Origin of the sequence: Roseobacter sp. HKCCD7870, from assembly GCF_037830315.1 — a bacterium.
GTDB lineage: Bacteria > Pseudomonadota > Alphaproteobacteria > Rhodobacterales > Rhodobacteraceae > M30B80.
The window spans coordinates 103,996-118,177 of sequence record NZ_JBBLYO010000002.1; the positions used below are offsets into that span (position 1 = coordinate 103,996).

15 protein-coding genes are annotated in these 14,182 nt (G+C 55.6%); 1 reads left to right on the top strand and 14 read right to left on the bottom strand.

The features are described from left to right. Positions 1 to 102: 102 nt before the first annotated feature. On the top strand, positions 103 to 1,638 hold the full coding sequence (locus AAC637_RS08895; protein ID WP_340303251.1) for an ATP-dependent DNA helicase: 1,536 nt from the start codon (positions 103 to 105) through the stop codon (positions 1,636 to 1,638). Here AAC637_RS08895 and AAC637_RS08900 read toward each other — a convergent pair. The 14 genes from AAC637_RS08900 to trpS form a co-directional block, all read right to left on the bottom strand. Further along, entirely contained in the window at positions 1,615 to 2,364 is a 750-nt protein-coding gene (locus AAC637_RS08900) for a TIGR02186 family protein (protein ID WP_340303252.1), read from the bottom strand. The two genes, AAC637_RS08895 and AAC637_RS08900, sit on opposite strands and share 24 nt — an antisense overlap. A gap of 2 nt (positions 2,365 to 2,366) precedes the next feature. Beyond that, the gene (locus AAC637_RS08905) at positions 2,367 to 3,287 is read right to left on the bottom strand and encodes a sulfite exporter TauE/SafE family protein (RefSeq protein WP_340303253.1); all 921 of its coding nucleotides are present in this window, start codon (positions 3,285 to 3,287) and stop codon (positions 2,367 to 2,369) included. A gap of 68 nt (positions 3,288 to 3,355) precedes the next feature. Then, on the bottom strand, positions 3,356 to 4,159 hold the full coding sequence (locus tag AAC637_RS08910; RefSeq protein WP_340303254.1) for a purine-nucleoside phosphorylase: 804 nt from the start codon (positions 4,157 to 4,159) through the stop codon (positions 3,356 to 3,358). Then, positions 4,143 to 5,108 carry an ABC transporter permease gene (locus AAC637_RS08915; RefSeq protein WP_340303255.1) on the bottom strand — a complete coding sequence of 322 codons (966 nt, stop codon included), beginning with the start codon at positions 5,106 to 5,108 and terminating at the stop codon, positions 4,143 to 4,145. The genes AAC637_RS08910 and AAC637_RS08915 overlap by 17 nt, the downstream gene beginning before the upstream one ends. Beyond that, positions 5,108 to 6,208 (bottom strand): ABC transporter permease, encoded by a 1,101-nt coding sequence (locus AAC637_RS08920; RefSeq protein WP_340303256.1) that lies wholly within the window; start codon positions 6,206 to 6,208, stop codon positions 5,108 to 5,110. Before AAC637_RS08920 ends, AAC637_RS08915 begins: the two co-directional genes overlap by 1 nt. Then, entirely contained in the window at positions 6,208 to 7,746 is a 1,539-nt protein-coding gene (locus AAC637_RS08925) for an ABC transporter ATP-binding protein (protein WP_340303257.1), read from the bottom strand. Before AAC637_RS08925 ends, AAC637_RS08920 begins: the two co-directional genes overlap by 1 nt. Positions 7,747 to 7,842: 96 nt before the next feature. Then, on the bottom strand, positions 7,843 to 8,850 hold the full coding sequence (locus AAC637_RS08930; protein ID WP_340303258.1) for a BMP family lipoprotein: 1,008 nt from the start codon (positions 8,848 to 8,850) through the stop codon (positions 7,843 to 7,845). Positions 8,851 to 9,029: 179 nt separating this feature from the next. After that, entirely contained in the window at positions 9,030 to 9,452 is a 423-nt protein-coding gene (rimI, locus tag AAC637_RS08935) for a ribosomal protein S18-alanine N-acetyltransferase (protein ID WP_340303259.1), read from the bottom strand. Further along, complete coding sequence (tsaB, locus tag AAC637_RS08940; RefSeq protein ID WP_340303260.1) at positions 9,449 to 10,093, bottom strand: tRNA (adenosine(37)-N6)-threonylcarbamoyltransferase complex dimerization subunit type 1 TsaB; 645 nt, start codon at positions 10,091 to 10,093, stop codon at positions 9,449 to 9,451. Before tsaB ends, rimI begins: the two co-directional genes overlap by 4 nt. Positions 10,094 to 10,099: 6 nt before the next feature. Then, positions 10,100 to 10,663, bottom strand: coding sequence for a NifU family protein (locus tag AAC637_RS08945; protein WP_317655688.1), 564 nt, complete (start codon positions 10,661 to 10,663; stop codon positions 10,100 to 10,102). An 88-nt stretch (positions 10,664 to 10,751) separates the two neighbouring features. Continuing rightward, a complete protein-coding gene (locus AAC637_RS08950; protein ID WP_317655687.1) occupies positions 10,752 to 11,207 on the bottom strand; it encodes a universal stress protein in 456 nt (151 codons plus the stop codon). Between the two features lie 73 nt (positions 11,208 to 11,280). Continuing rightward, positions 11,281 to 12,150 carry a branched-chain amino acid aminotransferase gene (locus tag AAC637_RS08955; protein ID WP_340303261.1) on the bottom strand — a complete coding sequence of 290 codons (870 nt, stop codon included), beginning with the start codon at positions 12,148 to 12,150 and terminating at the stop codon, positions 11,281 to 11,283. Positions 12,151 to 12,517: 367 nt separating this feature from the next. Further along, complete coding sequence (locus AAC637_RS08960; RefSeq protein ID WP_340303262.1) at positions 12,518 to 13,000, bottom strand: VOC family protein; 483 nt, start codon at positions 12,998 to 13,000, stop codon at positions 12,518 to 12,520. A 93-nt stretch (positions 13,001 to 13,093) separates the two neighbouring features. Further along, positions 13,094 to 14,116 (bottom strand): tryptophan--tRNA ligase, encoded by a 1,023-nt coding sequence (trpS, locus tag AAC637_RS08965; RefSeq protein ID WP_340303263.1) that lies wholly within the window; start codon positions 14,114 to 14,116, stop codon positions 13,094 to 13,096. Positions 14,117 to 14,182 lie beyond the last annotated feature (66 nt).

Consider the following 14,182-nt stretch of genomic DNA (forward strand, 5'->3'; position numbering starts at 1 on the left):
AAATCCAAAATTTGAAAAACACTTTCCAGGAATTTTGGTTAACTTCTCCGAAGCGGTGTTTTTGCCGTGGAAGGGGGGCATCTTGGGCGTTAGGGTGCGCCCATGTCTGCGTTGACCTTCTCCTCCGATCAGGCCGAGGCCTTTGATAGTGTTGCCGCCATGTTGGCGGGGCATGGTGTGGACATTGAAGCCGAGACGATCACCCCAATCTCAGATGGCCAATCAGGCGTTCTGGCGATTACGGGAAAAGCGGGCTCTGGGAAAACGATGCTACTATCGGCCTTGGTAAAAGGTCTTGAAACCGCCGGGGTCGACCTGATCACAGGTGATTTCGAGCCACGCCGCCGAAAAGACCGCAGGTCTGCTGCAATCCTTGCCCCCACCAATAAAGCCGCAAGCGTTTTGCGCATGCGCGGGGTGCCAGCCACAACGATCCACCGTATTCTGTATACGCCTGTTTATGACCCTGAATTTGAAAAGGTCGCAGAATGGCTTACAGGGCAGGGGGAAAGGCCGCAGATTGAAGCCCTGAGTGATGAGGCGCTCGAGCGCGCGCGCCTGACCTATGAAACCCATAAATCGGTTCCTGCAGCCTTGGCTGCAGCGGGGTTGCGGGGATCAGATTTCATCACAGGCTGGAAACGGCGAGAGGAGCCGTTGGATATCGGTCTGGTCGATGAGGCCAGCATGTTGGATGATAAGCAATTCGCGGATTTGCGCGAGATATTTCCCGCGCTTGTTCTGTTCGGCGATCCCGCCCAATTGGCGCCCGTGGGGCAGTCAGGCAAAATGGTGTTCGAGCAGATCAACCAAAAAGCGGTTTTTTCCTTGGGCCGTATCCATCGCCAAGATGCAGATAACCCGATCCTTGATCTGGCCCATGCCTTGGGGGATCCCGCGCTTGAGTTCGAGCAATTTGAACGGATGATTGAGCAGGCGGCCGCGCGGGATGAGCGCGTGGTTGTTTCGCCGCGCGCTGATAGTGATTTGATGGCCCGCAGCCCCGTTTTGGTTTGGCGCAATACCACACGGGTGCGATTGATCACGGGCTTCCGATCGGTGCATGGCGCGCCCTCTGATGCGCTATTGCCTGGCGAACCTCTGATTTGTGATGGGATTGAATTGCCGCTGAAGCATCGCAAGAAGCGCATTGATCTTGAGGCGCGCGGTCTGATTAAGGGGGCGCAGGTTGTCTATGTTGGGCCAGGCTCAAAACCTGGGTTTTCGCGCTTGCATGTCATAGGGGCCGAGGCGCCGCGCCTTTCGGCCGCCTCTATCGTGAAAATTGAACTGCCCGATGAGGAGGAACCATTCATCCCCTATGCCGCCCATATGGGGGCCGCGTTTTTGCATGGGGCTGCGGTGACGATCCATAAGGCACAAGGTAGCCAATGGCCCGATGCGCAGGTCTTTGCCCCTGATCTTTACGCGGCAAGCCGCATGGGCCGTGTCGAAGCGGGACAACCATTGTGGAAGCGCTTGGCCTATGTGGCGATTACGCGGGCCGAGAACCGCTTGATTTGGGTGACGCGCTATATGCTGTCAAAGCCCAAAAGCCCGCTTGGGGTCGGTGATCTGGAGGTGCCAAGCGCGCCTTTGGTCTTAGATGCCCAATTAGGCCCGGATCATGCGGAATAGAGCGGAGACAAGCCACCCCACGGCAATGGCGATGAAGAGCGCCAAAAACCCGTAAAGCAGCGGCTGTTCATTGGCGAGACGATAGGCTGCGCGCTCAATCCCGACTTTGCGAACGGCAATCGTGTTTTCATGTGCACTGATGACGCGCCCTTCACGGGTCAGGAAAATGCGCACCAAGTAATCGCCCTCAACCAAATTTGCGGGCAGGGCGATAGAGGTCGAGAATAGGGTGTCTTCCCGCAGATCGACACTGTTTTCATTGATCTGATAGAGGCCTTCTTCGGCGCGCAGACGGGCTAGGGCTTCGAGGAACCCACTGGCATGATCTGCGCCGCCGGCGGCATTGCGAAACGCACGCGGCAGAGAGATGCTATAAAGCACATCAGACACACTGCTAATCGCGTCACGATAGGGGGCGCTGGTGGCGACAGCATAAAATGTTGGCGCAGCATCGATATGCGCAAAGGCGCGGTTGATCCAAATCCCACCAAAGCGTTCCTTACGCCGCATTGTGATAGGGCGGCTTGGGCCTGCAACAGTTACCACGACTTCAAGGTCTGTATCGCGTGCAATGGGCGCTTCGCGCCGCACAGCGCCAAAAATCAAAATTTCGGAACCAGAGAAATTGGTCGTAATCGAGATGCTGTCTTGGCTGACCCCTGCCACCACATCTTCAGCCCAGACTGGCAGAAGCGTGGACAGATAAACGAAGATTGCGATAAGCATTCTCATAGCCCCACCCCCGCTTGGTAGGAGATGGAATAGAGCTCGGCGGGTTCGACCAAGAGATCAAAAGCCAGTTTTGCACAGACGATCAAAACGAGGCTTGCCAATAAAATCCGCAATTGCTCGGCCCGTAATTTTGTGCCGATCTGCGTCCCGATTTGCGCGCCAATCGCGCCGCCCACCAAAAGAACAATCGCCAAAACAATATCGACCGTGCGGTTCGTTGCGGCATGCATCACAGTGGCAAAGCCAGTGACAAAAATAATCTGGAACAGGGATGTGCCAACCACAACTTTGGTGGGCATTCCCAAGAGATAGATCATGACAGGCACCATAATGAACCCGCCACCGACCCCCATGATGGCCGCCAAAAGCCCGACAAACGCCCCTGCAATAAGTGGGGGGATTACCGATATATACAGCCCCGAAACACGGAATTTCATCTTGAAGGGAAGGGCGTGAACCCAGTTATGTTTGCGCCGCTTTGGGGCTGTGCCATGGCGACTTTTGCGCAAGGCGCGTAGGCTTTCAACAAAAATCATGCTGCCGATAATGCCCAAGAACACCACGTAGGAAATCTGCACCACCAGATCGACCTGACCCATGGCGCGCAAAATCGCGAAAAGCTGCACACCTGCGCCCGCGCCGATCAAGCCGCCAATCAGCAAAACCACACCCATGCGCAAATCAACTGTGCGCCGCTTAAGATGGGCCATCACGCCTGAAACGGATGACGCCACGACCTGACTGGCGGATGTGGCAACCGCCACGGCGGGGGGGATGCCGATGAAAAACAGCAAAGGCGTGATCAAAAAGCCGCCCCCGACCCCAAACATACCTGACAATATGCCAACCAATCCGCCAATCCCGAGAATGGCAAAAGCGTCAACACTGACTTCGGCGATGGGCAGATAGATTTGCATAAAGGAGGCCGTTCATCACTCTTATCCCCTTACAGCACAGGCAGACAGTCGGGAAAAGTTAAATTTCTTTAACCATTTTTGAGATAGTGCCGCAAAAGGCTTTCGAATTTCTGCGCACCCAAGGGGGCCATGGCCTTTGTATGCGCATGGCTGATGGCTTCATCAGACAGGCCCGCTGCCATGTTTGTGATGACCGATACCGCCGCGACCTCAAGACCTAAAAAGCGACACAAGATGACTTCGGGCACAGTCGACATTCCCACTGCATCTGCGCCAAGAATGCGGATTGCGCGAATTTCGGCGGGCGTTTCGAATGAGGGGCCAGAATACCACGCATAAACCCCCTCTGGCAGGTCGATGCCTTCGGACACAGCAGCCCTGCGCAACGCGTCACGGATCACGGGGTTATAGGCGTCTTTCATGGGCACAAAGCGCGCATCGTCCTCAACACCGATCAACGGGTTGCGGCCCGAGAAATTGATATGATCATTGATCAGCATCACATCGCCAAGGCGGCACTCGGGCGTAAGGGAGCCTGCGGCATTGGTGATCAACAGTTTTGAGCCGCCAAGCGCCTTGAACACCTCAAGGGGCAGGCGCATTGCATCAGCTTGGCCTTGTTCATAATAGTGAACACGGCCCCCGAAAATGAAAACGCGCCGCCCCTCAAGCTGACCTATCGCCAGTTGGGGCGAATGCCCTGACACGCTTGCATGGGGAAATCCCGCAAGATCGCTGTAGGGGATTTTGACCCCCTCAACCATATCGACCAAATGGCCAAGGCCCGAACCAAGGATCAGGCCGAGTTCAGGCGGTGTGTCCCCTGCAAGGGATTGTATCTGTCTGATGAGGGCTTCAACGTTCTTTGACATAAGGCTCGCCTCCCGCGCGGGGGGGGATTGCACGCCCCACGAACCCCGCCAAAATTACAACTGTCAGAATATAGGGCAAGGCCTGCATGAATTGGACGGGGATCACGAGTCCTGCGATGTCGATATTCTGATAGCGGTTGCCAACAGCATCGAGCAGGCCAAACAGGAAGCAGGCGGATAGCGCATACCATGGTCGCCATTTTGCGAAGATCAGTGCCGCCAGTGCGATAAAGCCTCGACCTGCACTCATGTCTTTGACAAAGCCCGCAGACAGCCCAGTGGCCAGATATGCCCCCGCAAGACCACAGAGCAACCCGCAGATCAAAACCGCGCTATAGCGCATCGCGGACACAGAGATGCCCGCTGTATCAACGGCGGCGGGGTTTTCCCCAACTGCACGCAAGCGCAGACCAAGCCGCGTGGCATAAAGCAGCCACGCCGTGGCGGGAACAAGCGCTAGGGCCACATACACCAAGATCGAATGACCAGAGATCACCTCAGCATAAAGTGGGCCGAGATAGGGGATTTGTCCCAACGTTTCGGTAAAGGGCAAAGTGATTTCGCTAAAGCGCGCATTGCCCGTCAATGCGGGCGTGCGCCCACCTTGGGCGAACCATGTCTGCGAAATGACCACGGTTAGGCCTGCGGCTAGGAAGTTAATCGCCACACCTGAGATCAGCTGATTGCCGCGAAAGGTGATTGATGCCAAGCCATGCAAGGCCGCCAACAGGCTAGAGGCGACAATCCCCGCCGCAAGACCAATCCAGACACTGCCTGTCACAAAGGCAATCGCTGCTGAGAAGAAAGCCGCGACCAACATTTTTCCCTCAAGGCCAATGTCGAACACGCCTGCACGCTCAGAGTAAAGCCCTGCAAGACAGGCCAAAAGGAGAGGGGTGCCAAGACGGATTGAGCTGTCCAAAATTTGCAGGATCGTTGCGTAATCCATCACATATCCCCCGCTTGACGGGTGCGCGTGCGCGCAAAAAATGCCTCAAGGGGGAGACGCACCATCGTGTCCAAGGCCCCCGTGAATAAGATGACCAAGGCTTGGATGACCACGATCATTTCACGGCTGATTGCGGGGATGACGAATTCTAGTTCCGACCCTCCTTGATAGAGTGCGCCAAAAAGTAAGGCCGCCAAACAAACACCGATCGGATGAGAACGCCCCATGAGGGCCACGGCGATCCCCACAAAGCCCGCGCCTTGTACGCTGCTGATAACCAGTCTTTCAGCCTCGCCCATAACCGAGTTAATCGCCATTAGCCCTGCAAGCGCGCCCGAGATCAGCATGGTGACGATGATAATCCGCACAGGCGAAATCCCTGCGTAAATCGCTGCCCGTTCCGAATGACCAAAGGCGCGGATCTCATAGCCAAGTCGCGTGCGCCAAATCAGAACCCAAACTGCAAAAGCGGCTAAGAGCGCGACAAAGAAGGTTACGTTCAGCGGGGTTGAGGGGCGAAAGCCTACAAAACCTGCGAATTGCGAGGCATTTGGCAAATGCACAGCCTCAGCAAAGCGCGCGGTTTCTGGTGCCATGGATCCAGGCACGCGGAACACATTGACCAAGAGGTAAACCAACAAAGCGGCCGCGATGAAGTTAAACATGATTGTGGTGATCACCACATGGCTGCCGCGTTTGGCCTGCAACCATGCAGGGATAAGCGCCCAAACCGCGCCAAAGGCGGCGGCGGATAAGGTTGCAGCGAGCAATGCGATACTCCAATGGGGCCAAGCGACAGAGAGGCAGATTACCGCCACCCCAAGCCCGCCCAATGTGGCCTGACCTTCACCGCCGATATTGAACAGGCGCGCATGAAAGGCCACCGCCACCGCAAGCCCTGTGAAGATGAAATTGGTGGCGTAGAACAGGGTATACCCCCACCCATAAGCGGAACCCACTGCGCCTTGCACCATCACCGCCATCGCGTGAAATGGGTTTTCACCGATTGCCGTGACCACAAGCCCTGAAACAATCAGCGCCAAAAAAATGCTGATGACTGGAACCAGAAAAATATCGGCCCATTTTGGCATACGCTCCATCACGCGGCCCCTTTTGTGAGGCCTGCCATCAACAGGCCCAGTTCCGCCTCATCGGTTTTGGCGGCATCGCGCTCGCCCATGATTTGGCCGTCAAACATCACCGCGACCCGATCGGCGAGCCCCATGATCTCGTCCAATTCGACCGAAACCAAAAGAATGGCACAGCCCTGATCACGCAAGGCAATGATCTGACGATGGATGAATTCAATCGCACCAATATCGATACCGCGGGTCGGTTGCCCAATCAGCAGCAGATCGGGCGTATGGGCCATCTCGCGCGCGACCACGATTTTTTGTTGATTGCCGCCCGAGAAATTGCGCGCAGGCAACATAATGTCAGGTGGACGAATATCGAATTGCGCCATTTTCTCGGCGCAATCTTTTTGGATTGCGGCATTGTCCATCAAGGTCGCACCCGCCTGATAGGCTGCGCGTTCATGATAGCCAAAGGCAATATTTTCCCATGCCATAAAGGGCATAATCAGCCCTGCGGTTTGGCGATCTTCGGGGATATGGGCAATACCCATTTGCCGCCGCGCGCGGCCATTTGCAGTGGCGCCAGATAGGGGCAGAGGTGCGGATTTATAGAGGGCTGCGCCCGCGCTTGCATGGCGCATACCGCCCAGAATCTCCAAAAGCTCGGATTGGCCATTGCCTGCCACGCCCGCGATCCCCAGAATTTCGCCTGCGCGCAGTTCTAGGTTGATATCCTTCAGGCGCGCCACGCCGCTTGCATCCACGAAAGACAGGTTTTGCACCTCTAGCACGATGTCCTTGGGGCGCGCGGGTTCTTTTTCGACTCGCAGTAGAACTTTGCGCCCTACCATCAGTTCAGCCAAACCCTCAGGCGTGGTGTCTGCGGTTTTGACAGTGGCGGTCATCTCGCCACGGCGCATCACGCTGACAGTGTCTGTAATCTCCATGATCTCGCGCAATTTATGGGTGATCAGGATGATGGTTTTCCCTTCTTTGCGAAGGCGGCCCAAAATCCGAAACAGTTGGTCTGCCTCTGCAGGGGTCAACACTCCTGTAGGCTCGTCCAAAATCAAAATATCCGCTTCGCGATACAGCTGTTTGAGAATTTCAACCCGCTGCAAATGGCCGACCGATAAATCCTCAATCACCGCATCGCCATCAACCTTGAGCCCATATGTCTCGGAAAGATCCGCCAGCGCTTTGCGGGCTTTGGCAATCGAGCCGTGCAAAAGCCCGCGTTCCTCTGCGCCAAGGATGATGTTTTCCAGAACTGTGAAATTCTCAACCAATTTGAAATGTTGGTGCACCATCCCAATACCCGCCGCGATGGCGGCTTGGCTGTCGGTGATCTCGACCGCGCGGCCATTGATGAAGATCTCACCCCGATCTGCGCGGTAGAACCCATAAAGAATGGACATCAGCGTGGATTTGCCCGCGCCATTTTCCCCCACAATCCCGTGGATCGTGCCGCGCGCAACTGTCAAAGAAATATCTTTGTTGGCCTGCACAGGCCCGAAGGATTTTGAAATCCCTCTCAATTCAATGGCGGGTGCGGAGGTCATAGGGTGTCCTTGCTTTTTGGTGCAATGCGAGAGGGGCGAAGAGGGTATGATCCGCTTCGCCCCCGCATCTGTCACGCGCAAATTGCGCGCGTGTCGTTATTGCATCTGCACGGGGCAGCTGCCGTCATCGGTGTAGTTATGAACTGCAATCTCACCTGCAATGATCGCCTCACGCGCAGTGTCAACAGCGGCCTGCATTTCAGGGGAGATCAGAGCCGCGTTATTTTCGTCCAACGCATAGCCTACGCCATCTTCGGCCAAGCCCAACACAACCAAACCTGGCTGAACGTTTTCGCCTGCGCTGAATGCGTTATAAACGGCAACGTCAACGCGTTTAAGCATCGAGGTCAGAACCGAACCAGGGTGCAGGTGGTTTTGGTTGCTGTCCACACCGATAGAGTAGACACCAGCATCGGTTGCGGTTTGCAATACGCCCACACCTGTGCCGCCGGCGGCTGCGTAGATCACATCAGCACCACGATCAATCTGACCACGGGTCAATTCACCACCACGCACAGGATCGTTCCACGCGTCAGGCGTGGTGCCGGTCATATTGGACAGAACAGTCACATCTGCGTTGGCCGCCACGGCACCTTGGGCATAGCCACAGGCAAAACGAGAGATCAAAGGAATGTCCATGCCACCGATAAAACCAACAGTGCCGCTTTCCGAGGCCATGGCCGCCAACATGCCAACCAAATAGCTGCCTTCATGCTCGCGGAAAATGACTGATTGCACATTTGGGGCATCGACAACGCCATCGATGATGACGAATTTTGTGTCAGAGTATTCTGGGGCGAGAACTTCTAACACGGAACTCCATGCAAAGCCTGCCATCACGATTGGGTTCGAGCCGTTTTCCGCAAAGCGGCGCAGTGCTTGTTCGCGCTGTGCGTCATTTTGCAATTCGATTTCTTGGTAGCTGCCGCCTGTTTCGCTGGCCCATGCCTCGGCACCACCAAATGCAGCTTCATTGAAGGAGCGGTCAAACTTGCCGCCGAGATCGAAAATCAGCGCTGGATCAGCAAAAGCGCCAGTCGCGCCAAAAGCGAGGCCCGCTGCAGCGCCCATCAAAGATTTCAGTGCGCGTGAGGATTTTGTCATTGTGAGTCTCCTGTTGTGTAAAGCCCGATTTGCAGCTTCCGATAAGCGGCAGAAATCAATGGGGCCTGTTTATTAATTGGCAACTATAAAGCGGGGCTTGCGCGAAATGGTCAATAAGATTCGCGCAGCTATCCACCGCTTTATGGCATGTGCCTTAAATTCAGGCCTTGCCGCTTTGATTAGTAGAAAAACGCCTTTGCCAAGAGGATCGCATCTCCAAATGTGCCGTTTTTGTAGCGGTAATAGTTTTTGCGTAGGCCCGTCTCATCAAACCCCGCAGATGCATAGAGGGCGCGCGCGGCATGGTTGGTGCTGTCGACCTCAAGAAAGATATCTTCTACGCGCGCCTCTTGCGCACGCGCCATCAATTCCTGCAACAAAATGCGCCCAAATCCCTTGCCTTGATGGCTTGGGTCAATCGCGATGGTTAGGATTTCTGCCTCAGGTGGCACGATCCGCAAAACGGCAAAGCCGTGGTCGTGATGGCAGATGGTCATGTTGCGCGCCACGAGCAGCTCTTCAAAATCTTTGCGCGTCCACGCGCCACCTCTGCTAAAGGCGCGGGCGTGTAAGGCGGCCATTTGGGTGGCGGTGCGGGTCACAGCAAACGTGGCCCATAGTCGCGCGCGGGGGCTGCATCGGCCGCGCGCAAATAAAGCGGTGCAGGGCGCGGCAGTGGCATATCTGTAGCTTGTTTGGCCTCGGCGATATGGGCGATTGCTGTGGCAATCATGACAGGTGGGGCGACATAGGTTCGCCCATAAGCATCGGCAATTTGCGGCCCCAGACTTCCTGTGACCTGCTGAGCCAGTTCACGAGCGGAGAGCGTGATCAAGGTGACAAGCCGCGCTTCATCTGCGCGGCCCTGATCATCAAAGCTTTGCAGATAGGCCTCATCGCGGCGGGCATCTTCGATCACGCTGAGGGGGCCTTTGATCCCATAACGGCGCGCCTCAAAAATTGAGACACCAATCGCAGGTCGCGCTAAGGCCAGTGCAAGACCACGGGCGGCTGAGACCGAAATGCGCAGGCCTGTGAAATTGCCCGGCCCGATGCCGACACCAATGGCACCCAAGTCTGCGGCTGTTTTGCCTGCTTCTGCGAAAATCTCATCGACCAAAGGCATAAGGCGTTCCGCCTGACCTTTCGCCATCGGTTCAAGCCGCGCAGCAAGGACTGCGCCCCCGTCGACCAAAGCGGCCGCGCAATGCGCGGCCGATGTGTCTATCCCTAAGCAAAGCAAGGGGGATTAGACCGTGACAGGGCGCACTTCCACCACTTCGGGGATGTAATGGCGCAACAGATTTTCAATACCCATTTTCAGGGTCAAGGTTGATGAGGGGCAGCCCGCGCAGGCCCCTTGCATATGCAGATAGACTACCCCACGATCAAAGCCGTGAAAGGTAATGTCGCCGCCATCTTGCGCCACAGCAGGGCGCACACGGGTGTCGAGCAATTCTTTGATCTGACCCACGATCTCGGCATCCTCGCCGCTGTGATCAGCATGGCCCCCTGCGGCGGGCCCCTCATCCCCCATCACGGGCGCGCCAGACTGGAAATGCTCCATAATCGCGCCGAGAAGGGCAGGCTTGATATGATCCCATTCGATTGTATCGGCCTTGGTCACAGTCACGAAATCGGTGCCAAAAAATACAGCCGTTACGCCATCAACCGCAAAAATGCGCGCGGCAAGTGGCGATTTATCCGCCGTCTCGCGCGATGGAAAATCGGCTGTGCCCATGTCCAGAACGGTTTGCCCTGGCAAAAACTTCAGCGTGGCTGGGTTCGGGGTGGATTCCGTTTGAATAAACATTGGGCTTTCTCCTGCGCGCAAGCATGAGCCTGATATGATACGGCACCCCCGATAAGTCAAGTTTTAGAATGGTTCTAAAACTTAGCAATCAGGTGATTTGCTCAAGCTGTTCTTTGGTCAACTCACCTGGAACAATGGTGATCGGCGCGGGCAAACTGCCGGCCTGTTTCGTCAATTGCGTGACCAATGGACCAGGCCCACCCTTGCCCGATCCTGCCCCAAGAACCAACACACCGATATTGGGATCATCGTGAATATGCGCGAGAATTTCTTGGACAGGTTCCCCTTCACGGATGGCGAGACTGGGATCAATCCCCTGTCGGTCGCGCATCCATTTTGCAAATACTTCGAAATGTGCCTCAATCCGTTCCCGCGCCTCGGCGCGCATCAAATCGCCAATGCCAATCCAGTGTTGGAATTCCTCAGGTGGGATGATGGAGAGGATTTCAACCGCGCCCTTGGTGTTGGCTGCGCGCATCGCGGCAAAGCGCATCGCGTTAAGACATTCACGCGTGTCGTCTAGAACCACCAGAAACTTACGCATCTTTTCATCCCCTCTCACCGCATCAAAGGATGCGCATTTGCACGCGCCATTTCAACAACAAACGCGTGATGCCTTATGAGGCCGCCTCGCTGCGCGCCCAATCCCAATAGAGATCGCGCGCTTTCTGGCTGATGGGCCCGATCTCATAGGAGATCTCGTCAAAGGTGCTGACGGGGGTGATTTTTTGCAAGTTCCCCGTCAAAAACACCTCATCGGCGCGGCGGAAATCATCAAAACTGAGCACGGTTTCAACCACCGTGATGCCATTTTCGCTCAGGTTTTTGATATGGCGCGCGCGTGTTATGCCTGCCAAAAATGTGCCATTTGGAATTGGCGTATAGACCACCCCATCGCGCACCATAAAAACATTTGCGGTGGCGGTTTCCGCAACATTCCCCATCGCATCGGCCACAAGTGCATTGTCAAAACCCTTGGTTTTCGCCTCAAGAAGCATCCGCGCATTGTTGGGGTATAGGCAGCCTGCTTTTGCGTTGACCACATTATCCGCCAAGACGGGGCGGCGGAAGGATGTGGTGGTCAGACGCACGGTTTTCTTGGGGTCGGGCATTGGGATTTCTTCAAGGCTGATCGCAAATCCTGTTGCGCCCGCCTTTGGCAATATCCCCAATTCGCCCCCATCAAGCGCCCAATACATGGGACGAATATATACGGCGGCATCCGCGGGATAGCGCGCCAATCCTTCCCAAATGATTTCATACATGGCCTTCGGGCTATGGCTTGGTGTGATCATCAACGCCTCGGCAGATCTGTTGACCCTTGCGCAATGCGCCATCAAGTCTGGCGCAAGCCCGTCCACATAGCGCGCGCCGTCAAACACATTCGAGCCAAGCCAAGCGCCATGATCAGCGGCGCGGATGACAGGGATATCCCCATCATGCCATGCGCCGTTGAAATAGGTTTTTATATTGCTGCCAGTTGCCATGAGTGATCCTCCTCATGGCTACCTATAGGCCGCTTCAGCCCGTTGGGCCAGTCGCAAAGCCCAATTGATATTCCATCGATGATGACGCGGGTTTTGGGCCAGCTTTCGGATCTTGAGCAGGCTTTGCCGCCTGTGGTGCTGCGCCCAATTTGGGCGACTGCGGTGTTTCATTCTTCGATATCGTAGTCATGTCGAACCTCCGTTTCGTGTGAACCGTCGACCGAAATCAGCCAACAGAGGTTGAGGGCACCAAAGCGCCCTGCCTTAGGATGCGTGCAAACCTTAATGACGGTATGACAAAGAAAGTGTTAAGCGCGGCGCGATTAATGCCGCGCCTGCAAAATGCAAGCCGCAATGCAGCAAAAAGTCAAGCCTCCGCCAAGAGCGCCTCTAGATCAAGCGGGGCGTTGACCATCTCCAATGCGCCTGATGCATCGCGGGGCCAATCGGCAGGCGCGCGGTCGCGGTAGAGTTCAATCCCATTGCCATCGGGATCAGAAAGATAGAGCGCCTCCGACACGCCATGATCCGCCGCCCCTTCAAGCTGCACGCCTTTGGCAACCACATTCGCTAGGGCACGGCCAAGGCTTTTGCGGTCAGGATAGAGGAAAGCCACGTGGTAAAGACCCGCCGCCCGCCGCGGTGCGGGGCCGGCCCCCGCAGATTCCCACGTGTTAAGGCCAATATGGTGGTGATATCCCCCAGCTGATAAAAATGCGGCTTGGCGGCCATAGCGTTGTTTCAGCTCTAGCCCTAAGACATCGCTATAAAATGCGATCGAGCGCTCAAGATCGGTGACTTTCAGATGGACATGGCCAATGGCCAAGGCGTCAGGTGCAGTATAGGTCATGATGTTCTCCTTTGAGGGCAATCTGCCCCCAAAGCACGCGCACATAAACTGACCATTTCGCAGAGTTTCTGTGCAAAAATGCACTAACGGCGTCTAGCTGCGCACCATCCCGACAATGTCATAGGCCTGCGCCAAAATCGGTGCTGCAATTTCGCGCGCACGTTCTGCACCGCGACCGAGAATACGATCAATTTCGTCCTGATCCTGCATCAGGCGCGCCATTTCCGCCGAGATTGGGGCAAGTTTTGCCACAGCCAAATCAGACAGTGCCATTTTGAAATGACCAAAGAGCGCGCCTTGATGCTGATCCAAAACGGCCTGCGGATCAATTTCTGCCAAAGCGGCGTAGATATTGACCAGATTGCGGGCCTCGGGTCGCGCCGCCAGTTCGGCCAATGCATCAGGCAGCGGATCAGGGTCCGTCTTCGCCTTGCGGATTTTCTTGGAAATCGCATCCGCATCATCGGTCATATTGATCCGACTTGCATCTGCAGGGTCAGATTTCGACATCTTTTTGGTCCCGTCTTTTAGGCTCATAACCCGTGTTGCCGCCCCTTCAATCACGGGCTCAGCGATCGGGAAGAAGTCGACCCCAAAATCATGGTTGAACTTGGCCGCAATATCGCGGGTCAGTTCCAAATGTTGTTTTTGATCTTCGCCGACTGGCACATGGGTGGCGTGATAGATCAAAATATCAGCGGCCATCAGCGCGGGATAGGCGAATAACCCCAGCGAGGCGTTTTCGGCGTTTTTGCCCGCTTTGTCCTTCCATTGGGTCATGCGGCCCATCCATCCCATGCGGGCCACGCAATTAAACAACCACCCAAGCTGCGCATGTTCAGGCACTTGGCTTTGATTGAAGAGGATGGATTTTTCTGGATCAATCCCTGCGGCAATGAAGCCCGCACAAAGCTCGCGGGTGTTTTTCGTAAGGTCACTTGGGTTCTGCCAAACGGTAATCGCGTGCATGTCCACCATGCAATAGATGGTCTGAAATCCGCCCGCCTCTTGCATATCTACAAAACGCTTCATCGCGCCCAAGTAATTCCCAAGGGTCAGCCCGCCCGAAGGTTGGATGCCTGAAAAGACGCGTGGTGTGAATTTTGTCTCAGCCATTGGTGACCTACTGCGGTTGTGATTGGGTGCCAGAAGAAAATCATTCCACAATACTGGCATTTGCCT